Source organism: Streptomyces antarcticus (genome assembly GCF_026627255.1).
Taxonomy (GTDB): Bacteria; Actinomycetota; Actinomycetes; order Streptomycetales; family Streptomycetaceae; genus Streptomyces; species Streptomyces antarcticus.
In genome coordinates this window covers 90,698-112,031 of record NZ_JAPNLM010000017.1, presented here as the reverse complement: position 1 = coordinate 112,031, position 21,334 = coordinate 90,698, and the positions used below count along the sequence as shown (strand labels likewise).

At 73.6% G+C, this 21,334-nt stretch carries 21 protein-coding genes; 10 read left to right on the top strand and 11 right to left on the bottom strand.

Annotated elements, in window-relative coordinates; translation table 11 throughout:
- The first annotated feature begins 60 nt into the window (after nucleotides 1-60).
- The gene (locus OTB16_RS24545; RefSeq protein WP_267722918.1) at nucleotides 61-1,527 is read left to right on the top strand and encodes a uracil-xanthine permease family protein; all 1,467 of its coding nucleotides are present in this window, start codon (nucleotides 61-63) and stop codon (nucleotides 1,525-1,527) included.
- 76 nt (nucleotides 1,528-1,603) lie between these two features.
- Nucleotides 1,604-2,299: a DUF5995 family protein gene (locus tag OTB16_RS24540; RefSeq protein WP_267722917.1), complete on the top strand. Its 696-nt coding sequence runs from the start codon at nucleotides 1,604-1,606 to the stop codon at nucleotides 2,297-2,299.
- Nucleotides 2,300-2,502: 203 nt separating this feature from the next.
- On the opposite strand, the gene OTB16_RS24535 is transcribed toward OTB16_RS24540, so the two are convergent.
- The 4 genes from OTB16_RS24535 to OTB16_RS24520 all read right to left on the bottom strand — a co-directional run bounded on the left by OTB16_RS24535 (nucleotide 2,503) and on the right by OTB16_RS24520 (nucleotide 5,927).
- Complete coding sequence (locus tag OTB16_RS24535) at nucleotides 2,503-4,200, bottom strand: flavin monoamine oxidase family protein (protein ID WP_267722916.1); 1,698 nt, start codon at nucleotides 4,198-4,200, stop codon at nucleotides 2,503-2,505.
- 42 nt (nucleotides 4,201-4,242) lie between these two features.
- Entirely contained in the window at nucleotides 4,243-5,043 is an 801-nt protein-coding gene (locus OTB16_RS24530; protein ID WP_267722915.1) for a carbon-nitrogen hydrolase family protein, read from the bottom strand.
- Between the two features lie 178 nt (nucleotides 5,044-5,221).
- On the bottom strand, nucleotides 5,222-5,605 hold the full coding sequence (locus tag OTB16_RS24525; protein WP_267722914.1) for a glutathione S-transferase family protein: 384 nt from the start codon (nucleotides 5,603-5,605) through the stop codon (nucleotides 5,222-5,224).
- A gap of 178 nt (nucleotides 5,606-5,783) precedes the next feature.
- Nucleotides 5,784-5,927, bottom strand: a complete 144-nt coding sequence (locus OTB16_RS24520) for a hypothetical protein (protein ID WP_267722913.1) — start codon at nucleotides 5,925-5,927, stop codon at nucleotides 5,784-5,786.
- Nucleotides 5,928-6,200: 273 nt separating this feature from the next.
- On the opposite strand from OTB16_RS24520, the gene OTB16_RS24515 reads away from it, so the two are divergent.
- Nucleotides 6,201-6,515: a WhiB family transcriptional regulator gene (locus tag OTB16_RS24515; RefSeq protein ID WP_267722912.1), complete on the top strand. Its 315-nt coding sequence runs from the start codon at nucleotides 6,201-6,203 to the stop codon at nucleotides 6,513-6,515.
- A 5-nt stretch (nucleotides 6,516-6,520) separates the two neighbouring features.
- On the opposite strand, the gene OTB16_RS24510 is transcribed toward OTB16_RS24515, so the two are convergent.
- The gene (locus OTB16_RS24510) at nucleotides 6,521-6,976 is read right to left on the bottom strand and encodes an Lrp/AsnC family transcriptional regulator (protein WP_007262967.1); all 456 of its coding nucleotides are present in this window, start codon (nucleotides 6,974-6,976) and stop codon (nucleotides 6,521-6,523) included.
- Between the two features lie 10 nt (nucleotides 6,977-6,986).
- Nucleotides 6,987-8,477, bottom strand: a complete 1,491-nt coding sequence (locus OTB16_RS24505; RefSeq protein WP_267722910.1) for an amino acid permease — start codon at nucleotides 8,475-8,477, stop codon at nucleotides 6,987-6,989.
- Nucleotides 8,478-8,990: 513 nt separating this feature from the next.
- Between OTB16_RS24505 and OTB16_RS24500 the strand changes: the two genes are divergently transcribed.
- The 6 genes from OTB16_RS24500 (at nucleotide 8,991) to OTB16_RS24475 (ending at nucleotide 15,963) form a co-directional block, all read left to right on the top strand.
- Complete coding sequence (locus tag OTB16_RS24500; RefSeq protein ID WP_267722909.1) at nucleotides 8,991-9,995, top strand: GDSL-type esterase/lipase family protein; 1,005 nt, start codon at nucleotides 8,991-8,993, stop codon at nucleotides 9,993-9,995.
- 124 nt (nucleotides 9,996-10,119) lie between these two features.
- On the top strand, nucleotides 10,120-11,082 hold the full coding sequence (locus OTB16_RS24495; protein ID WP_476470172.1) for an SCO0930 family lipoprotein: 963 nt from the start codon (nucleotides 10,120-10,122) through the stop codon (nucleotides 11,080-11,082).
- A gap of 263 nt (nucleotides 11,083-11,345) precedes the next feature.
- A complete protein-coding gene (locus OTB16_RS24490; protein WP_267722907.1) occupies nucleotides 11,346-12,197 on the top strand; it encodes a LytR/AlgR family response regulator transcription factor in 852 nt (283 codons plus the stop codon).
- A gap of 400 nt (nucleotides 12,198-12,597) precedes the next feature.
- Nucleotides 12,598-12,873, top strand: a complete 276-nt coding sequence (locus OTB16_RS24485; RefSeq protein ID WP_267722906.1) for a hypothetical protein — start codon at nucleotides 12,598-12,600, stop codon at nucleotides 12,871-12,873.
- 127 nt (nucleotides 12,874-13,000) lie between these two features.
- Complete coding sequence (locus tag OTB16_RS24480) at nucleotides 13,001-14,731, top strand: sodium/solute symporter (protein WP_267722905.1); 1,731 nt, start codon at nucleotides 13,001-13,003, stop codon at nucleotides 14,729-14,731.
- Nucleotides 14,728-15,963, top strand: a complete 1,236-nt coding sequence (locus OTB16_RS24475; protein ID WP_267722903.1) for a histidine kinase — start codon at nucleotides 14,728-14,730, stop codon at nucleotides 15,961-15,963. Before OTB16_RS24480 ends, OTB16_RS24475 begins: the two co-directional genes overlap by 4 nt.
- Before the next feature lie 177 nt (nucleotides 15,964-16,140).
- On the opposite strand, the gene OTB16_RS24470 is transcribed toward OTB16_RS24475, so the two are convergent.
- Together OTB16_RS24470 and OTB16_RS24465 are read right to left on the bottom strand one after the other, a co-directional pair.
- Nucleotides 16,141-17,583, bottom strand: a complete 1,443-nt coding sequence (locus OTB16_RS24470) for a GuaB1 family IMP dehydrogenase-related protein (protein ID WP_267722902.1) — start codon at nucleotides 17,581-17,583, stop codon at nucleotides 16,141-16,143.
- A 223-nt stretch (nucleotides 17,584-17,806) separates the two neighbouring features.
- Entirely contained in the window at nucleotides 17,807-19,105 is a 1,299-nt protein-coding gene (locus OTB16_RS24465) for an IS701 family transposase (RefSeq protein WP_267722901.1), read from the bottom strand.
- 382 nt (nucleotides 19,106-19,487) lie between these two features.
- Between OTB16_RS24465 and OTB16_RS24460 the strand changes: the two genes are divergently transcribed.
- Entirely contained in the window at nucleotides 19,488-19,982 is a 495-nt protein-coding gene (locus tag OTB16_RS24460; RefSeq protein ID WP_267722900.1) for a hypothetical protein, read from the top strand.
- 115 nt (nucleotides 19,983-20,097) lie between these two features.
- Here OTB16_RS24460 and OTB16_RS24455 read toward each other — a convergent pair whose 3' ends face one another.
- Genes OTB16_RS24455 through OTB16_RS24445 form a run of 3 tightly spaced genes read right to left on the bottom strand, consistent with a single transcriptional unit; the run spans nucleotide 20,098 to nucleotide 21,270 of the window.
- Nucleotides 20,098-20,508: a barstar family protein gene (locus OTB16_RS24455; RefSeq protein WP_267722899.1), complete on the bottom strand. Its 411-nt coding sequence runs from the start codon at nucleotides 20,506-20,508 to the stop codon at nucleotides 20,098-20,100.
- Nucleotides 20,505-20,999: a guanyl-specific ribonuclease gene (locus tag OTB16_RS24450; RefSeq protein WP_267722898.1), complete on the bottom strand. Its 495-nt coding sequence runs from the start codon at nucleotides 20,997-20,999 to the stop codon at nucleotides 20,505-20,507. The genes OTB16_RS24455 and OTB16_RS24450 overlap by 4 nt, the downstream gene beginning before the upstream one ends.
- Nucleotides 21,000-21,048: 49 nt before the next feature.
- Complete coding sequence (locus OTB16_RS24445) at nucleotides 21,049-21,270, bottom strand: CarD family transcriptional regulator (protein ID WP_031145007.1); 222 nt, start codon at nucleotides 21,268-21,270, stop codon at nucleotides 21,049-21,051.
- Between the last annotated feature and the right edge of the window lie 64 nt (nucleotides 21,271-21,334).

Here is a 21,334-nt window from a genome sequence, read left to right as displayed (position 1 = left end):
GGCGGCGGGGCCCCACGGCATGGACGCTCGACCGGCCGGCGGAAACGGAAGTGGTGGATCATGGGCCTCGGCGTGGGCTGGACCCTGCACGGAGACGGGCGGACCCCCGCCCCGGGCGCGGTGGTCCGGCCGGACGAGCGGCTGTCGTGGCCGCGTACCGCCGGACTGGGCGCCCAGCACGTGGTGGCGATGTTCGGCGCGAGCTTCGTCGCCCCGGTCCTGATGGGCCTGGACCCCAACCTCGCCATCATGATGTCCGGCGTCGCGACGGCCGTCTTCCTGCTCGCCACGCGCGGGCGGGTCCCCTCGTACCTGGGCTGCTCCCTGGCCTTCGTCGGGGTCGCCGCGGCGATCAGGGCGGGCGGCGGGGACAGTGCGGTGGTCACCGGCGCGGTCTTCGTCGTCGGGGTCGCCCTCTTCCTCGCCGGGCTCGCGGTACGGCACTTCGGCGCGCGCGTCATCCACGCGACGATGCCGCCGGTGGTGACCGGTGCGGTCGTGATGCTGATCGGATTCAACCTCGCGCCGGTCACGGCCTCGACGTACTGGCCGCAGGACCAGTGGACGGCGCTGCTGGTCATGGCGTTCACCGGGCTGGCCGTGGTCTGCCTGCCGGGGTTCTGGTCGCGCATCGCGATCTTCCTCGGGCTGGTCTTCGGCTACGCGATCTCCTGGGTCTTCGACCTCGCCTTCGGGAAGATCCACTCGCCGGTCGGCGGCGGCGAGGCCGTGGACCACTGGCGTCTGGACCTGTCCGGGGTCGGCAAGGCCGACTGGATCGGGCTGCCCGGCTTCCACGCCCCGGCCTTCGAGTGGTCGGCCATCCTGATCGCGCTGCCCGTGGTGATCGCGCTGATCGCCGAGAACGCCGGGCACATCAAGGCCGTCGGCGAGATGACGGGCGACCCGCTCGACGACCAGCTCGGCACCGCCATCGCCGCGGACGGCGCCGCGTCCATGCTCTCGACGGCGGTCGGCGGCCCGCCGAACACCACGTACTCCGAGAACATCGGCGTCATGGCGGCCACCCGCGTCTACTCCACTGCGGCGTACTGGGCGGCGGCCGGCTTCGCCCTGCTCTTCGGCTTGTGCCCGAAGTTCGGCGCGGTCGTCGCCGCGATCCCGGGCGGGGTGCTCGGCGGCATCACCGTCATCCTGTACGGCATGATCGGCCTGCTCGGCGCCCAGATCTGGCTGAACGGCCGGGTGGACCTGCGCAATCCGCTGAACCTGGTGCCGGCCGCGGCGGGCATCATCATCGGCATCGGCGGGGTCCAGCTCCGGATCACCGACGCCTTCGAGCTCGGCGGCATCGCGCTCGGCACGATCGTGGTGGTCGGGGGTTACCACACGCTCCGGTACTTCGCCCCCGCGCACCTCAAGGGGCAGGAGCCGCTGCTCGACGCCGGCACCTCCGCTTACGACGACGGGGACGGACGGAACGGGCGGGACGAGCGGGACGGACGGAACGGCGACCGCGACGGCGGCGGCGCGGGCCGCGGGGGCGGCCCGGACAAGCCGCGTTGACGCGTTTTCGCCCGAACCGGCGAAGCGCACGGCCAAGTTCCCCGCATCCGGCCCGGCGCCTGCGAACCTGCCTCCCATGGAAGCGGTGCTGGCGCGGATGCGCGCCCTGGACGAGCGGCTCCCGCCGCAGGACGGTGTCGCCGTCTTCAATCGGGTCTACCTGACGGTGACGGAGACCCTGCACCGGCGCATCGCGCGCGGGGAGTTCCCCGCGCCCCGGCGGGCGCAGACCCTCAGCGTGCGGTTCGCCGAGCGGTACCTGGCGGCCGTGGAGGCGGACCGGGCGCCGGCCTGCTGGCGCCCGCTGCTCCAGCAGCGGCGCCACCCCGGCGTCCGCCCGCTCCAGCACGCCCTCGCCGGGATCAACGCGCACATCGGCTACGACCTGGCGGTGGCCGTGGTGTCGACCTGCCGCGCGCTGGACTGCGAACCGGCCGCCCTGGAGGCGGACTTCGACCAGGTCGGCGACACCCTGGTGGCGCTGGAGGAGCACATCCGCGAGGAGCTGATGCCGGGCCCGGACCTCCTGGAGATCGCCGACCCGCTGACCCACCTGGTCGGCTCCTGGAGCCTGGACCGGGCCCGCGCGGGCGCCTGGGCGGCGGCCCGCCTCCTGTGGACCCTGCGCCGCACCCCCGACATGGCGGAGGAGTTCCGCGAGTCCCTGGACGCGGGCGTCGGCCTGGTCGGACGCTGCCTGCTGACCCCCGTACCGGCGACGTGCCTCGGCGCCGGGCATCCGGGCCGTACGGCCCTGCTCGGCAGCCGCTGACCGTGGCGGGCCGGGCCGGAAGCCGGGGGGGCTGGGCCGGGGGCCGGGAGCCGGGCCGCACGAGGCATGGGAACGGGCCGCCACCGCGTTCGTGCGCGGTGACGGCCCGTGGCCTGCGGGGAGCGCCCGCGGGGTGCGGGAGCGGATCTGGGCGGGAGCCGATCCGGGCGGAAGCGGATCGACGGAAGCCGATCCCGGCGGGGTCAGTCCTCGGGGAGCTCTACCGGCGCGATGTCGTCGTAGCGGTCGCCCGGGCCCGGGTTGGAGGCGTCCGTGGAGCCGCCGAGGTGGTGCATGACGCCCCAGACCGCGTTCAGTGCCGTCTGGACCGCGCCCTCGGCCCAGCCGGCCGTCCAGGAGATGTCGTCGCCCGCGAGGAAGATGCCGCGCTTGTCCTCGGGGAGGCGGTCCTGCATGAAGTGGGTGAACAGGCGCCGCTGGTAGCGGTAGTGACCCGGCAGGTTGGCCTTGAACGCGCCCATGAAGTAGGGCTCGTTCTCCCAGGACACGGTGACCGGATTGCCGATGACGTGGCGGCGGATGTCGACGTTCGGGTAGATCTCGCCCAGGGACTTCAGCATGACCTCCATCCGCTCGTTCGCGGACAGCGGCAGCCACTTCAGGCTGTCGTCGCACCACGTGTACGAGAGGCAGATGACGGCGGGCTTGTCCGGGCCGTTGTCCAGCAGGTAGGTGCCGCGCGTCATCCGGTCGGTGAGGGTCATCGACATGACGTCGCGGCCCGTAACCTCGTCCTTGTCCAGCCAGAACGGCCGGTCCACCGGCACGAACAGCTTCGACGACTCCATGTAGTGGGTGCGCTCGATCGCCGTCCAGTGGTCGATCGGGAACAGCGTGTCGTCGCACTCGATCTTCGACAGGAGCATCCACGACTGGGCCGTGAAGATCGCGGCGCGGTAGGTGCGGATGTCGCCGGAGGAGTCGGTGACCGTGATGCGGTTGCCGGCCGTGCGGTGCAGGCGGGTGACCGCCGGGCGCGGGGTACCGCCGTGCAGGGAGGACAGCGAGGTGCCCTGGGCCCAGTGGACGATCTTCTCGGGCTCGCGCTCCCACAGGCGCAGCGGGAGCTGCTGCGAGCCGCCCACGATGCCGCGGTGGTGGTCGTCGGCCTCGGTGTAGACGACGCGCAGGATCTCCAGGATGGAGTTCGGGAAGTCGGTGTCCCAGCCGCCGGTGCCGAAGCCGACCTGGCCGAAGATCTCGCGCTTGCGGAACGACTGGAAGGCCTCGGACTTGCAGAGGAACCCGTAGAAGGTCTCGTCGTCGAGCTTCTCGACGAGCTTGGCCCAGATCTCGCGGATGCGCGGGACGTCCCGCTCGCGCATCGCGGTGTTCATGTCGGAGAAGTCGGCGCCCTCGTCGAGGCAGTCGTTCCACGCGGCGGCGACGTCGCGGTAGACCTGCGGGAGGTCGGCGATGGTCTCGGCGTAGTGGGACTCGCCCTTGAGGTCCACGACCGTCGACGGGGTGGCCTCGGACAGCGGGTTCGGGAAGGGCTCGGTGACCAGGCCGACGAGGTCGATGTAGTGCTGCAGGGCCGTGGAGGACGGCGGGAAGCGCATGGCGCCCATCTCCGCGGTCAGCCCCTCGGTGCCGGCGCCCTCGAAGCCGACGGTCCGCAGCCGGCCGCCGATCTGGTCGGCCTCGTAGACGACGGGCTTGAGGCCCATCTTCATCAGCTCGTAGGCCGAGATGATGCCGGAGAGCCCGCCGCCGATCACGGCGACCTCGGTGCCGAGCTCCGTGGCCGGGAGCTGGCCCAGGCCCGCCGGGTGGGCGAGGAAGTCGTCGTACGCGTACGGGAAGTCCGGGCCGAACATGGTGATCGGCGGCTGTCCGTCGCTGTGCGGGACGGCGGTGGTGGGCACCGTGGACGTCATGGGGTACGGCTCCTTGCGGGCGGCAGGCTGGGGGAAGTGGTCTCAGACGAGGGAGGCGTAGAGCCCCGGGCGGCGGTCGCGCAGGTACGGGTTGGTCCTGCGCGAGGCGCTCAGCAGCTCGGGGTCGGCCTCGCCGAACACCAGCTCCTCGCCGCGTCCGGCCCGGGTACGGGTGACCCCGTCGGGGCTCGCCAGGCAGCTGAGTCCGACGAACTCGAACTCGCCCTCCGGGCCGGTGCGGTTGACGTACGCGATGTACATCTGGTTCTCGAAGGCCCGTACGGGGACGAGCTGTTCGGCGACGAACTGGAAGGGGTGCATCTGCGCGGTCGGCACCAGCAGGAGGTCGGTGCCGGCGAGCGCGTGGGCCCGGACGTTCTCGGGGAACTCCACGTCGTAGCAGATCATGATGCCGACGCGCAGGCCCCCGAGGTCGGCCTGGACGACGGGGGTGTCGCCGGGGGTGAAGGCGTCCTGCTCGAAGCGGCCGAAGAGGTGGGTCTTGCGGTAGTTCGCGAGCGGGGCGCCGTCGGGGCCGATGAGCTGCGCCGCGTTGAAGACGGCGTCGCCCGCGCGCTCGGGGTAGGCGTACAGGACGGCCACCCCGTGGCGCCGGGCGATCTCGCCGATGGCGACGGCGGACGGGCCGTCGGCCGGTTCGGCGAGGGCGGCGACGTCCTCGAGCTCCAGGGCGTACCCGGTGAGGAACATCTCCGAGGTCACGAGGAGCCCGGCCCCGCTCCGCGCGGCGCGCGCGGCGGCCCCGTCGAGCTCCTTGAGGTTCTCGGCGGTGTCGCCGAGCCGTCCGGAGCTCTGGAGGAGGGCGGTACGCAGCGGGGGCATGACTACCTCTGTGGCAGGAGGGGTGTGGGGGTCATACGACGGTACGTGCGCACGTTCGACGGGGACAAGCCGTGACCGTTGCGCTCTGCGCATCGATTCGTTGCGTATTGCGCGGCCTGCCCGGCGATTCGTTGCGCGGTGCCCCTCTCAGACCCCCACGGACCCCCGCGGGGCCGTTTTACCGTGCCGCGCGGAAGGCCGGATGGGCGGCCAGGAAGCGCAGGTCGTCGAGGATGTCGGGGGCGTGGTTGGAGACGACGCGGCCGCTCCAGGTGTCGCACAGCGCGGGTACGGCTGGCGTGCCGTCGTAGTGGTGGCCGGCGGCCTCGTAGGCCAGGCGCAGGGCGGTGTGACCGGGCGCGTCGGGGTCCGTGCCGAGGACGGTGGCGGCGACGGAGTCCGCCAGGCCCAGCCGGGCGAGGGCCTCGGCCACCCGTGCGGAGCGGGGACAGCCGGCGGAGAGGTACACGTGGTAGCGGTGCGGGACCGGCGAGAAGCCGGCGCCGATGCGGCCGCGCAGGGCGGGGGCCGGACCGGTGCGGGGCAGGGCGATGGGCGACATGGCACTCCTGGGACTGGCGCGGGGGTCGCCGGGGCGCGGCGGAGCGGCCGGGGCGCGGTGGGGCGCGCGGCAGGGCCGTCCGTCGATGCGGCGTACCGGGTACGGGGTGGCGCGTACGGGCCTGCCCGGTGGGGTCGGGGCGGTCGGGTACGGGCCGTTCGGGTACGGGGTCCGGAGCTCAGCCGCGCGGGCCGAAGGCGCTGCAGACGCGCAGGAGGTCGATGTGCAGGCGCCGGGTCAGCCACCAGCGCCGGGTGGTCCGCGTCCGGGTCTGCTCCGCGGGGGCCGTGGGGGCCGTGGGGTCCGTGAGGTACGTCCGCACCGGTGGCACCCCCGTTCCCGTCTTCGCTGTCCCGCCCCGCGGTGGTCGTGCTCCCGGCGGCGGGCACCGGCCGTCGCGGCCGTCGTCCCCCGCAGTCTCCTGGGGGCGCCGGGAGCCGTCAAGAAGGCGGTCGGAACCGATCGCGCCGCCGCCGCTCCTCCCGGGGCCGCGCGCCCCGCCCGGGGGCGGCTTGGTCAAGCTCCCTCGCGCCCTCGGGGTTTCGCCGGCCGCTCGGTGGTCACACGCGGGGACAACCCACGGAGAGGAACTGACATGTCCGACGTCTCACGCCTGCCCGGTTCCGCGCACCGCTCGTGGCAGTGGCAGTCGCGCGCCGCCTGCCGGGACCTGGGGTCCGGGAGGTTCTTCCATCCCGCCGGTGAGCGGGGTGGCGACCGCGAGGAGCGGGACGCGGCTGCCAAGCGGATCTGCGCGGGCTGCCCGGTGCGTACGGCCTGTCTGGCGCACGCCCTGCACACCCGGGAGCCGTTCGGCGTCTGGGGCGGCCTGACGGAGGAGGAGCGCCGCGCCCTGCTGGAGCGGCGCGAACCCGCCCTGTCGGGCCCGTCGGGCCCCGGCCGGGCCTGACCGGATCAGGCCGGCGCCCCCGACGTGAACCGCCGCAGCAGTGGCGAGAGCACGAGGACGGACTTCGTGCGCTCCACGAACGGCTCCCCGGCGATCCGCTCCAGCACGCGTTCGAAGTGCCGCATGTCGGAGGCGAAGACCTGCACCAGGGCATCCGCGTCGCCGGTGACGGTCGACGCGGACACCACCTCGGGGTACCGCTCCAGGCCCCGCCGGATGTCGTCCGGCGAGGTGTTGTGGCGGCAGTAGATCTCGATGAAGCCCTCGGTCTCCCAGCCCATGGCGGCCGGGTCCACCCGGACGGTGAAGCCCGTGATGGCGCCTTCCGCGCGGAGCCGGTCCACGCGCCGTTTGACGGCGGGGGCGGAGAGCCCGACCTCGGAGCCGATGTCCGCGTAGGAGCGGCGGGCGTCCTCGGCGAGGGCGTGCACGATGCGTTCGTCGAGATCGTTCAGTCGCACAGAGGGTGGATCACTTCTCTTCGGCGGCCTCCGCGGCCGGGGTGGCCTTGGAGGCGACAGTGGCCAGGCTGGAGCGGCGCATGCCGTAGAAGAAGTAGAGCACGAGCCCGACCGCCATCCAGCCACCGAACACGGCCCAGGTGACCGCCGGCAGCTCGGTCATCAGGTAGGCGCAGAAGAGGAAGCCCAGGATGGGGGTGACGGGGAAGAGCATCACCTTGAAGGTGCGGTTCATGTCGGGGCGGGTGTAGCGCAGGATGACGACCGCGATGTTGACCAGGCCGAAGGCGAAGAGCGTGCCGATGCTGGTGGCGTTCGCCAGCTCGCCGAGCGGGATGGTGGCGGCCAGGATCCCGCAGAAGAGGCAGACGATGATCGTGTTGACGCGCGGGGTGCCGGTCTTCGGGTCGACCTTGGCGAAGGCCTTCGGGATCAGGCCGTCGCGGGACATCGCGAAGAGGATGCGGGTCTGGCCGTAGAGGACGGCGAAGACGACGCTGGCGATGGCGACGACCGCGCCCGCCGCGAGGACGATGCTCCAGAAGGCGTGTCCGGTGACGTTCTCCATGATCTTGGCCAGGGCGGCCTCGCTGCCCTCGAACTCCTGCCACGGCATGGCGCCGACCGCGACCAGGGCGACGAGGCAGTACAGGGCGGTGACGATGCCCAGCGAGAGCATGATCGCGCGCGGCAGGTCCCGCTTCGGGTTCTTGGCCTCTTCACCGGCGGTGGAGGCGGCGTCGAAGCCGATGTACGAGAAGAAGAGCATCGCGGCGGCGGTGCTGATCGCGGTGACGCCGAGCGGGGCCAGCGGGGTGTAGTTGCCGGCCTTGATGCCCATGAAGCCGATGACGCAGAAGAGCACCAGCGTGACGATCTTGATCCCGACCATGATCGAGTTGATCCGGGCGCTCTCCTTGGCGCCGCGGAGCAGGAAGACCATGCACAGCAGGACCACGACCAGGGCCGGCAGGTTGATGTAGCCGTTCTCGCCGAGCGGGGCGGAGAAGGCCTCGGGGATGGTCAGGCCGAGCGTCCCGTCGAGGAGCTCGTTGAGGTACTGGCCCCAGCCGACGGCGACGGCCGCGACCGAGACGCCGTACTCCAGGATCAGGCACCAGCCGCAGATCCAGGCGACCAGCTCGCCCATGGTGGCGTAGGCGTACGAGTACGAGGAGCCCGAGACCGGTATGGAGCCCGCCAGCTCGGCGTAGGAGAGGGCGGAGAACAGTGCGGTCAGGCCCGCGACGATGAAGGCGATGAAGACGGCCGGGCCGGCGATCGGAGTGGCCTCGCCAAGCACGACGAAGATGCCGGTGCCCAGGGTGGCGCCGATGCTGATCATGGTCAGCTGCCACATGGTGAGCGAGCGCCTCAGCGCTCCGCCCTCACCCTGGCCGCCCTCGGCGACCAGCTGCTCTACGGGCTTGCGGCGCAGCAGCGGGTGGGCGGGCCTGCGGGGCTCGGACGAGAGCGGTGGCGCCTGGCCGTGATCGAGCACGAGGGGACTCCTTGGTTGCTGCGGGTGGGGGTTGCGAGGCATCGACCGCAGCGGTCCGGAGCAGGAGCAGGCAGAGCCTGGGCATGGGGGACCGCCGAGCAGGCGGTCCACGCCACTCCACGTACAGCGAGTGAGCCTACGAGCTGAGTGATACCGCCCGTAATGCACCATCCTTGCACATTGGCGGACGATCGTTGCGCGGATCCGTCCTCCGCGGTCCTTTGTTGCGCACGGATGATCGATCGCTGCGCAAGGGGCCTCGACCCCTATTCTTGACACCTCGTCAGACCTGTCGCAGCGTGCCGCCAGGACCGGGAGGTCCGTACGGATCGACGGGTCCCGCGGCGGTGGAACCGGGCCCCGCGGGGTACGGGTGAACGCGGCGGCTCCGGGGAGGGTGGGACGGCCCGGCCGGTGCGGCCGGGCCCGCGGCCGGGCGGGGCCGGTGCGGCTGGCCGCTGCCGGTGGGAGTTCCCGTATCCGGCGATCGGAGGAGAGAGAGGGGTGGGCCCGATGGGCACAGACGAGGGGTGGCAGGATCCCGGACCGTTCCTGCGCGGCGTCGCCTGGCTGGACGGAGGCCGCCCGGTGCGCGCCGACCCGGCGGACACCATGCGGCTGCCCTGGGACGCCGGCGAGCGCGCCACCCTGCCCATCGGGGTCCGGCTGGAGTTCACCACCGAAACGGCGCGCGCCGTCGAGGTCCGCTACCGGGCGACCCTGCCCGGCCCCACCGACGCGCTGCGTGACCTCGCGCACGGCTTCGCCCTGTGGGACCGCCACGGGGTGGTCTCGGAGGTGTTCACCGAGCCGGCCGCGGAGTCCGTGGTGCGCATCGAACTGGGCGGCGGCACCGGCCCGTTCACGATCCACCTGCCCGAGACGCAGTCCCCGCTGGTCCTCGGGCTGCGCGCGATCGGCGGCGGACTCGCCCCGGCGCCGTCCGCCCCGCGCTGGGTGGTGCACGGCGACTCCATCACGGAGGGCTGGTGGTCCACCCGCCCGGCCCACGGCTGGCCCGCGGTCGCCGGCCGCGCGCTGGGCTGGGACACCGTGAACCTCGGCTACGCGGGAGCCGCGCGCGGCGAACTGGCCACCGCCGAACAGCTCGCCGCACTGCCCGCCGACGTCCTCACGCTCGCCTTCGGCACCAACTGCTGGTCCCAGGTGCCCTTCTCGGCGCCGCTGCTGTACGAAACCACGCGCGCGTTCCTCGAACTGGTCCGCCAGGGGCACCCCCGGACCCCGCTGCTGCTGGTCTCCCCCGTCCTGCGGCCCGACGCCGAGCGCACCCCGAACCGGCTCGGCGCCACCCTGGGCGCCCTGCGCCACGCGATGGAGCGCGCCGCCCGGGACCGGATCGCGGCCGGGGACGGCCGCCTCGCCGTGCTCCCGGGCCGTGACCTGCTCGGACCCGAGCACCTTGCGGACGGGCTGCACCCCAACGACTCGGGGCACCAGGTCCTCGGCCTCGCTGTGGTCACGGCCCTGCGGCGCGCCGGGTTCGACGCGGGGTGAGTGAAAGAGCCCACACCGGCCGCCTTGAACGGATCGCGCCCACCACCCCGTGTCCTGAGCACAGTTGCCGCCGCTCCGGCGGAGGACGACAACGGACACACACGTGGGAGAGATCAACATGGGCATGAAGCGCGGAAGCACCCTCACCCTCGCAGCGGCAGCCATCGCCGTCGCCCTGTCGGTGACGGCCTGCGGACCGACGGACGACAAGGCCGCCGACACCACTCAGCCCGCCGGTGCCGCTTCCGCCCAGGACCCCTACGGCGCTCCGGTGGCGGACACGGCTCCCGGCGCCGGGGCCCAGCCCGCCGGCCAGCTCGCGGCGGCCGCCAACGAGCAGCTGGGGCAGATCCTCACCGACAGCGGCGGCCTCACCCTCTACCGCTTCGACAAGGACACCGCCAAGCCGCCGAAGTCCAACTGCGAGGGCGACTGCGAAAAGACCTGGCCCGTGGTCTCCGCGGGCGACGTCACCGCCGCCGCCGGCATGGACCCGGCCCTGCTGGGCGAGGTCGAGCGCACCGACGGCAGCAAGCAGCTGACGGTGGCCGGCTGGCCCGCGTACCGGTTCAACAAGGACACCAAGGCGGGCGACGTCAACGGACAGGGCGTGGGAGGCGTGTGGTTCGCCTTCGGCCCGGACGGCAAGAAGGCCGCCAAGGTCGCCGCCCCGGCACCGGCTCCCGCGCCGGAAGCGGGCGGTGCGGGCGCCGGCGCGGTCGAGGCGGACGCGGCGCTCTCCGTCGCCAACGACCCCAAGCTGGGCGATCACATCGTCGACGGGAAGGGCATGACCGTCTACCGGTTCAAGCCCGACACGCAGTGGCCGATGGTCTCCAAGTGCGAGGGCGCCTGCCTGGAGAAGTGGCCGGCCGTGCCCCCGGTGGACAAGGCGAACGCCAAGGGGATCATCGAGAAGAACTACCGGGTCCTGGACCGTCCGGACGGCAAGAAGCAGCAGAGCATCGACTGCTGGCCCGTCTACACCTTCTCGGGCGACAAGAAGGCCGGTGACACCAACGGCCAGGGCGTCGGCGGCACCTGGTACGCCGTGTCCCCCGACGGCAAGCTGATCACCGTCAAGTAGCGGCGGGCCCCCTCCCCCGCCTACTCCCCCCGCTCCCCTCCCGTTTCCACCGCCCCTCCTCCCCCCACCGACCCGAACCGCGCGGCCCCCGCCCCTCTCCCCTCCCCCCGGGCGGGGGCCGCGCACCGTTCCGCCCCGGCGCGGCCGAGCCTGGTGCTGTGGCCGGAAGGGTTCGCGGCCACCGCCCGGGGGGTGTCGTCGAACTCGCTCCTGCCGTGCGGGCGTACGGAACGACTTCGACGACACCCCCTAGACTCGGCCGCATGCTGCGCGCCCTGGCCGTCGACGACGAGAAGCCGCTCCTGGAAGAACTCCTCTTCCTGCTGCGCTCCGACCCCCGGGTGGCGCGCGCTGAAGGCGCCTCGGACGCCACCGGGGCCCTGCGCCGGATCACCCGGGCCCTGGAGGGCGGGCCGGACGGCGCCGATGCCATCGACGTGGTCTTCCTCGACATCCACATGGCCGGGCTGACCGGCCTGGACATCGCCCGGCTGCTGGCCGGGTTCGCCCGGCCGCCGCTGATCGTGTTCGTCACCGCTCACGAGGGCTTCGCCGTACAGGCCTTCGACCTCAAGGCCGTGGACTACGTACTGAAGCCCGTGCGCCCCGAGCGGCTGGCCGAGGCCGTCCGCCGGGCGTGCGCGCAGCTGGACCGGGCCGGGGACGTCCCGCCGGGAACCGCGGCCGCGCCCGACGGGGCCGGCGGTCCGGTCCCGTCGGCCCCGCTCGCCGTACCGGGTCCGCGCCGGCCCGGCGCCGAGACGGCCGCCGCCGACCGGGCCCCGGACCAGATCGCCGTGGAACTGGGCGGGGTCACCCGCTTCGTGGCCATCGCCGACATCGCGTACGTGGAGGCCCAGGGCGACTACGCCCGGCTGCACACCGACGAGGGCAGCCACCTGGTCCGCATCCCCCTGTCGACGCTGGAGGAGCGCTGGGCGGCCCGCGGATTCGTCCGGATCCACCGCCGCCACCTGGTGGCACTGGCCCGGATCGACGAGCTCCGGCTGGACGCGGGCACCACCAGCGTCCGGGTCGGTGCGGCGGAGCTCCAGGTGAGCCGCCGGCACGCGCGGGAGCTGCGGGATCTACTGATGCGGCACGCGACGGGCTGACGGTCGGCCGGACCGGGAGCGGCCGAACCGGGTCGGCGGCCGGGCCGCGAGCGGGCAGACCGGGTCAGCGGCCGGACCAGGTCGGCCGCCGGACCGGGAACGGGCGCACCGGGTCGGAGGGCCTGGCGGCCGACGGGGCGGTACCGGCAACGGGCCGACCTCCCGGACCGACCGACCGGGCCAACCGGGCCAACCGGGCTGGCCGGGCCGACCGACCTCCCGTACCCGACCGCCCCGGCGCGCGCCGACCGCCCGCCCGCCGCGCCCCCGGGCGCCGTTCGTCGCACGGAGACGGGCGTACGGCGACACGGCGCCGCCGTCGGCCGCACGGCGGGGGTGACGCGCCCGGCGCCGTTGACGCCCCCGCGTATCGTGGATCTTCCGGCGCGGGAGGAGCGAGATGTCCGAGATCCACGCGCTGCTCGACGCCCTGTCCGGCCTGCCCCGCACCCGCCCGGCCGGACCCGCCGAGGCGGAGGTGCTGCTGGCCCGCCTGCGCAGCGCGGCCGCCCGCTGGGCCGATCTCCTCTACGAGGCCGGCGAGGGCGTCCGTGACCAGGTCCCGCCGCGCGCGGAGGCCGCGCTGACGCTGGCCTTCCGGCGCGCGGAGGAGTCGTACGTGGAGCTGGAGATAGCCCTGCGCGACTGCGCCGAGCACCGCGACCCGGCCCGCTGACCGCACCGCGACCCGACCCGTCGCCCCCGGCCGGGCCGGCCCCGTGCGCGGGCCGGATCACGCCTGTCGCCCGCTCCGGGGCCGTGCGTAGACTCCGGTCACCCTCCTCCAGCCGAAGGACCGACCGGTGAACCAGACGTACGCGCTGACCGCGGTCGCCGTCGTCGTTCTCGTCACCGTCCTGGTCGGCGCGCTGGGCCTGCGGATATCGCGGACCACCTCCGACTTCTACGTCGCCTCGCGCACCGTGGGCCCCCGCCTCAACGCGGCCGCCATCAGCGGGGAGTACCTCTCCGCCGCCTCCTTCCTCGGGGTGGCCGGGCTGGTCCTGCTCCAGGGCCCCGAGATGCTCTGGTACCCGGTGGGCTACACGGCCGGGTACCTGGTGCTCCTCGTACTCGTCGCGGCCCCGCTGCGCCGCTCGGGCGCGTACACCCTGCCGGACTTCGCGGAGGCCCGGCTGGAGTCGCAGGCCGTGCGCCGGATCGCGGTGCTGTTCGTGGTCGGGGTCGGCTGGCTGTACCTGCTGCCGCAGCTCCAGGGCGCCGGGCTGACCCTGGAGATCCTGACCGGCGCGCCGCACTGGGTCGGCGGGGTGGTCGTCGCCGTCGTGGTCGGCGCCGCCGTCGCCGCGGGCGGGATGCGCAGCATCACCTTCGTGCAGGCCTTCCAGTACTGGCTCAAGCTCACCGCGCTGCTGGTCCCGGCGTTCTTCCTGGTGGCCGCCTGGGCCGGGGACGGCGCTCCGCGCGCCTCCTTCGACGCCCCGGCCGTCTTCGGCCGGCACACCGCTGTCACGGTCGCCGAGGACGTACGGCTGTCGCTGGACGCGCCGCTCGCGCTGACGGTGACGGGCCAGGTGGACGGGCGCGCCCACGAGGCGGCGCCGCTGGTCCTCGCCGCCGGGGAGCACTCCGTACGGGCGCACGCGCGGCTGGAGTTCACCCCCGGCACCCCCGTCCCGGGCACCCGGACGGAGGCCGGGCTCGGCGTGTCCAGCTGGTCGCAGCCGCTGTCGGGGGACGAGCGGGGGTACCGGCTGTACGCGACGTACGGGCTGATCCTCGCCACCTTCCTCGGCACGATGGGGCTGCCGCACGTGGCGGTGCGCTTCTACACCAGCCCCAACGGGCGGGCCGCGCGCCGCACCACGCTGGTCGTGCTCGGGCTGGTCGGCGTCTTCTACCTGCTGCCGCCGGTGTACGGGGCGCTGGGCCGGATCTACGCCCCCGAACTGGCCCTGACCGGCGACGCCGACGCGGCCGTGCTGGTCCTGCCGGAACGGATGCTGGGCGGGCTGCTCGGGGACCTGCTGGGGGCGCTGCTGGCCGGGGGCGCCTTCGCCGCGTTCCTGTCGACGGCCTCGGGGCTGACCATGGCGGTGGCCGGGGTGCTGCACCAGGACGTGCTGCCGAAGCGCGGGGTGCGCAGCTTCCGCTGGGCGGTGCTCGTGGCGGTCCTGGTGCCGCTGGCCGGGAGCATGGCGGCCCGGGACGTTCCGGTGGCGGACGCGGTGGGGCTGGCGTTCGCCGTGTCGGCCTCGTCGTTCTGCCCGCTGCTGGTGCTGGGGATCTGGTGGCGCGGGCTGACCCCGCCGGGTGCGGTGGCCGGGCTGGTCACCGGGGGCGGGGCGGCCCTGAGCGCGGTGCTGACGACCCGTGCGGGTCTGGCCCCGCCGGGCTGGGCGCACACGCTGCTGGCCTGGCCGGCGGCCTGGTCGGTGCCGCTGGGGTTCCTGACGATGGTGCTGGTGTCGCTGGGCACCCCGGCGCGCGTCCCGGGCGGTACGGCGGCCATCCTGGCCCGGCTGCACCTGCCGGAGGGCGTGGCCGGCGACCGGGTGGGGGGTACCCGGTGACGGAAGCCGTGCCCGCCCTCCTCGCGGGGGTGGCGGCCGCCCTGCTGCTGGGCGCGGGCTGGGCGGCGGGACGGTTGCACGCCCGGCACGACGGCCGGGGCGCGGCCGTGGACCTGGGGACCCCGGTGGAGCGGGCGACGTTCCACACCCTGCACACGGCCTCCCTGGCGGCTCCCCCGCTGCGCGCCGGGCTGACCGAGGACGCGGCCCGCAAGGCGGCCCGCCGGCTGCGGTCGCTGCTGGGCACGGAGGCCCTGTGCCTGACCGACCGGGAGTCGGTGCTGGCCTGGGACGGGCCGGGCGGCGACCACCACGAGCTGCGGGTGATGGCCCGGGTCGCGGAGATGCTGGAGTCGGGGCGCGGCCTGAGCGTGCGGACGGAGTGCGAGCGGCCGGACTGCCCGCTGAAGTGGGCGGTGGTGGCCCCCCTCACCGGCGAGGACGGGATGCTGGGCGCGCTGGTGGCGTACGGGTCGCGGGAGTCGGCGGTGCTGGTGCGGGCGGCGACCGAGGTCGCGCGGTGGGTCTCCGTACAGCTGGAGCTCTCGGAGCTGGACCGGTCGCGGACGCGGCTGATGGAGGCGGAGATCAAGGCGCTGCGGGCGCAGATCTCCCCGCACTTCATCTTCAACTCCCTTGCGGCCATCGCCTCGTTCGTGCGGACCGATCCGGAGCGGGCCCGGGACCTGCTCCTGGAGTTCGCCGACTTCACCCGCTACTCCTTCCGCCGGCACGGGGAGTTCACCGCGCTGGCCGACGAGCTGCGCTCCATCGAGCAGTATCTGGCCCTGGCGGGGGCCCGGTTCGGGGACCGGCTGAAGGTGACCCTGCAGGTGGCGCCCGAGGTGCTGCCGGTGGCGCTGCCGTTCCTCTGCCTCCAGCCGCTGGTGGAGAACGCCGTCAAGCACGGGCTGGAGGACTCCACCGCCGAGTGCCGGATCACCATCGCGGCGCGGGACGCGGGCTCGGAGGCGGTGATCACGGTGGAGGACAACGGGGTGGGCATGGAACCGGACCTGCTGCGCCGGATCCTGGCCGGGGAGCGGGCCGGCTCGTCCTCGGGGATCGGACTGCCCAACGTCGACGAGCGGCTCCGGCAGGTGTACGGGGACCCGTACGGGCTGGTCGTCGAGACGGGGGTCGGCGCCGGCATGAAGGTGACGGTACGGATCCCGAAGTACCGTGCGGGCGTGCACAGTTCACCGCCGGGCGGCGGTCCGCCCGGACCCTGAGACGCCCGGCTGAGACGCCCGGCCCTGACGCGCCCGGCGGGCACGGCGGCCAGGCGCGCCCGCCGTGCCCGCCGTGCCCGCGCGCACCCGGCCCGGGCCGGGAGCGCCCGTGGCCCCGGCCGTCCGCGCAGGACGGCCGGGGCCACGGGGAAGCGTGCCTCCGGAGGCTGCCGGAGACTAGCTCCAGCTGGCGTGCAGCGGCTTGCCCTCGGCGTAGCCAGCGGCGGACTGGATGCCGATCACGGCCTTCTCCTCGAACTCCGCGAGGGAGCCGGCACCGGCGTAGGTGCAGGAGGAGCGGACGCCCGCGATGATCGAGTCGATCAGGTCCTCGACGCCCGGGCGGGCCGGGTCGAGGAACATGCGCGAGGTGGAGATGCCCTCCTCGAACAGCGCCTTGCGGGCACGGTCGTACGCGGACTCCTCGGAGGTGCGGTTGCGGACCGCGCGGGCCGAGGCCATGCCGAAGGACTCCTTGTAGAAGCGCCCGTCGGCGGACTGCTGGAGGTCGCCCGGGGACTCGTACGTCCCGGCGAACCAGGAGCCGATCATGACGTTCGATGCACCGGCGGCCAGCGCCATCGCCACGTCGCGCGGGTGGCGGACGCCGCCGTCGGCCCACACATGCTTGCCGTACTTCTTGGCCTCGGCGGCGCACTCCAGCACCGCGGAGAACTGCGGGCGGCCCACGCCGGTCATCATGCGGGTGGTGCACATGGCGCCGGGGCCCACACCGACCTTGATGATGTCGGCGCCGGCCTCGATGAGGTCCTTGACGCCCTCGGCGGCGACGATGTTGCCGGCCACGATCGGGACCTGCGGGTCCAGGGCGCGGACGGCCTTGATCGCGGTGATCATCGACTCCTGGTGCCCGTGGGCCGTGTCGATGACGATCGTGTCGACACCCGCGTCGAGGAGCTGCTTGGCCTTGGCCGCGAAGTCCCCGTTGATGCCGACGGCGGCCGCGATGCGCAGCTTGCCGTTGGCGTCGGTGGCGGGGGTGTAGAGGGTCGCGCGCAGGGCGCCCTTGCGGGTGAGGATGCCGACGAGCCTGCCGTCCTTGTCGACGGCCGGAGCCAGCTTGCGGTGGCCGGCGTCGAGCTTGTTGAAGGCCTCGCGGGGGTCGATGTCGGCGTCGATGAGCAGCAGCTCCTTCGACATGACCTCGGAGAGCTGCGTGAAGCGGTCGACGCCCGTCAGGTCGTGGTCGGTGACGACGCCGACCGGGCGGCCCTCGTCGTCGACGACGACTCCGGCGCCGTGGGCGCGCTTGGGCAGCAGGGACAGGGCGTCCGCGACGGTCTGGGTCGGCGCCAGCGTGATCGGGGTGTCGAGCACGAGGTGGCGGGTCTTCACCCAGGAGATGACGTCGGTGACGATCTCGATCGGGATGTCCTGCGGGATGACGACGATGCCGCCGCGGCGTGCGACGGTCTCGGCCATGCGGCGGCCCGCGATGGCGGTCATGTTGGCCACGACCAGCGGAATGGTGGTGCCGGTGCCGTCGGGCGCGGAGAGGTCGACGCCCTGGCGGGAACCGACCGCGGAGCGGCTCGGCACCATGAACACATCGTCGTACGTCAGGTCGTACGGCGGCTTCAGGTCATTGAGGAAACGCACGTGCTGAACATCCCAGTCGATCGGAGGTACCTCGACAGGGCAGCCGAGGAAACGCACGTACTTCATCCTCCCATGTCCTGGGGTTCGCGCCGCCCGGGCCGATCATCCAGGACATTCCGGGCTGCCTGGTCCTTTCCTACGGGTCCTCGGTCCCGGCGGCGGCTCCCGGCGGCTCCGGGCAGCCCCCGGCGGCTCCGGCCGCGTCCCGGCAGGGGGCCGGGCGTCAGCGGACGTGCGCGTGGCGCGGGCCCTGCCCGGGGATGAGCGGACGGGGGGCCGCCGTCCCGGACCGGACGGGGTCGGGGCGGCCGTCGGGCGCCCCCGCGCGCCCGCCCAGCAGCGTCGCCGCGTGGGCCACGCTCGCCAGGGTGACGTGGTGGTGCCAGCCGCGGAAGGAGCGCCCCTCGAAGTCCCGTATGCCCGCGGGTTCGCAGGTCTGCGCGAAGTCGAGGGAGACCCGCTCGGCGAGCCGGGCGAGCAGGAACAGCCGGGCGAGGGGCCGGTCGCCGATGTTGGTGACCCAGAACTCGGACGGGACCGGGTCCGCTTCGGTCCGGGCGCCGAAGAGCAGCAGCGGGGCGGCCGGCACGGGGGCGGTCCGGTCCTCGCCGGGGGACGCGAGGACCGGGGCCGCGGCCGCGGCCAGCAAGGCCACGGCGCCCTCGACGCGGCCGTGCGGGGTCCACTCGACGACGCTGCGCCGGGAGCGCGGGGAGTCGACGAGTTCCCGCGCGGGCACCGTGTGCGGCGCGGGCTTGTGCCGCCCGGCGCCGCCGGAGGAGACGGGGAGGGAGCCGTCGACCTTGAAGACGAAGGGGATGCCCTGGGGGGCGAACGCCTGGACACTCCGCGGCAGGTCCCCGTTGGCCACCTCCATCACCACGGGGCGCCGCTGGAGCTGCCAGGTCGCGGCCATCCGCTGTACGGCGTGCACGGCGTCCTGGGCGGGCGTGAGGGAGCGTGCGGTGTCGGGGATGCCGGCCTGCCGGCGGCGCGCGAGTTCGCTGGTCCAGGGCCCGGGGAGGGTGAGGGTCCACTCGACCGGGAAGCTGGCCTCGCCGGAGGCCAGCCAGATGCCGGCGGCCTGCTGGCAGTTGACGGTGCGGCCGAGCTGGGGGACGAACTGCCGGCCGACGCCCACGGAGCGGTCACCGGCCTTCTCGACGACCATGGGCCGCACCACCCAGGCCGGCGGAGGTCCGGCGGTCTGTTCGAGGTGCCGGGCGAGGGAGCGCCGGACGGGCGTCCAGTCCCAGGGGGACTTGCTGATGAACTGCTGGAGGCTCTGCTCCACGGAACCGATGCCGATCCTGCCACCGCCACCGGCCCCGGCCCCGGCCCCGGCCCCGGCGATGTTGCGGACCGTTTTCTTACCCGCTGTCCGCACGAGGCCGTTCAGATAGGCGCGGGCCCAGTTCCGCTGGTCCCGCCGCGGTAAGGACTCGAAGAGCAGGGGGATCAGGACGTCGATCAATTCGGAGATCTCCTTGGTGGATTCCTCCGGCAGGACTGCGCGAACCATCCGGGCCTCCCCCGCGACCAGCTTGATCCCTTGGCCATGTGACCGAAAAGAACGTCAGCGGACTCGAATGCGGTCCGCCCTTACGGGCGCCGCACCACCGAAGACGGAGACCTCCCTGCGCGCCTTCGACACCCGGCCCGCGATCCCCTTTCCCCTTCGCCTTCCCCTTCGCCATTCGGCGTACATCGCGCCGTACGAAAGCGACGGGCGCGCGCGGGGGGAAAGCGGATCTTCACCCCGCGGACCGTCCCCGCACACGCTACCCAGATTTCGGCGTCCCACCGCCGGTTCCGGCGGCCCGGCCCGGAATTCGGCCACGCGGACGGCAGGCGCCCCGGAATGCCCTTGCGATCAACAGAACCTCGGATGCAATGTGGATTACATGATTACAGCCGAACAGAGCGAGCAGCTCCGCGCATGGTTCGCCGAGCGCCTGCCCGTGGACGTCTACAAGACCCTCGTCTCCGTCACGGCCGACCGTGAGGAGATCACGGTCGTCGGCACCGTCCCGGCGGCCGAGTCCGTCAAGGAGTTCCGCGAGCGCACCCGCGAGCAGCGGATCGAGGTGGCCCGGGAAGCCGAGGAGCTGTACCGCCGCAAGGTCGCCTGGGGCGTCCGTTCGGGTGAGGAGACCACGCTGTTCACCCACCTCGCCGTTCCGGTGATGACCCGTCTGCGGCAGTCCGAGCGTCAGGTCCTGGACACGCTCGTCGCCGGCGGCGTGGCCCGCAGCCGCGCGGATGCCCTGGCCTGGTGCGTACGCCTGGTCGGGAGCAACACCGACGCCTGGCTGGCGGACCTGCGCGGCTCCCTGGACGAGGTCCACCGGGTCCGCGCCCAGGGCCCGGACGTGTCCGGCGCGGCCGACCCCGCGTAGCCGGACGCGGCGGACCCCGCGAAGCCGGCCCCCGCATGACGCGAAGGCCTCCACCGCCGCGCTCGATCCCTCTCGGGCACGGGTAAGGCCGCCGGACGACCGTGCATACGCGCCCTCAGCCGCTCCGGCGCCGCCCCCGGACCCGCGGGGCGGCCGGCTCGGCCAGCAGCACCGTCAGCGGCGGCGCGTCCCGCGCCTCGGGCCGCTCCCGCCAGAAGTCGACCGCCTCCTCCAGGACCTCCCGCAGCGTCTCCCAGTCGGCCGGCCGCGCCGCGGCGAACGACCGCCAGGAGGTCACCGCCAGCAGCCGCCCCTTGGCGTCCGGCAGCCACGACAGGTCCCGCAGGGCGTCAGCGAGCGCGTCCCAGTTCCCCCCGAACCACTCCGGCACGTCCAGCGCGTCCCCGGCCCGCCGCATCAGCCCCGCCTTGGTCCGTACGCCGTCCAGGTCGAGGCGTACGGTCGTCCAGCCCGCCTCCTCCGCGGCGGCGAGTGCGGGGCCCAGCGGCTGCGGGTCCAGGGTCATCGGAGAACCGCCTTGAAGGTCTCGTAGTGGTCGTCCGTGTAGAAGAACTCCCCGCCCTCGCCCGTCACGATCCGCCGCGCCCCACGGTCCCGCTCGCCCGGCGTCCGCACGGTGAACTCGTGGTAGTAGCCGCGCTTCTGCCGGGGCAGGACCTTCTCGAAGTTCCCGAAGACGGTCCCGTCCTGGCGGTGGGGGTACGGCCCGCCCTCGTCGATGAGCGCGAGCACGTCCCGGGCCTCCCGGGGCAGCGCACCGGCGCGTACGGTCGCCATCCCCTTCGCCCATCCGGGGGCGGCGGCGCTGGACGCGCCACCGGGCACGTCACCGGAGGCGGTACTCGCACCGGTGCTCGTGCCGGAACCGGCGCTGGTGCTGGCGGCGGCAGGCGCGGGTTTCGACCCGCCGCAGCCCGCCGCACCGACCAGCACGGCGCAGAGGAACAGGGCCCCGAGGAAACGCAGCAACGATCGGGGCACGTTCCTGAAGATCATGCGCCGATCGTGCCAAATATCCGATTCGCTCGCGAATCGTCCGGTGGCCTCAGAGCGCGGCCATCTTGGTGTACGGACTCAGGATTCGTTTCTGGACCGACCCGAAGTCGACCAGAACGGCGATCCCCTCCTCGATTCCGACGACACGGCCGAGGCCGTGCTCATCGTGAGTGACCCGGTCGCCGACGCTGAACTGCCGGAGCGGCGGTTCCACGGGGGCCTTGAACGGGCTGGACGGCAAATGGCGGCGAGGTACTGCAGACTTTGTCATTGGAACCAGTATGCGCCCAGCAGGCCGCCGCGCGGTCCGCCGTTCGGATCTCAATTCCGGCACC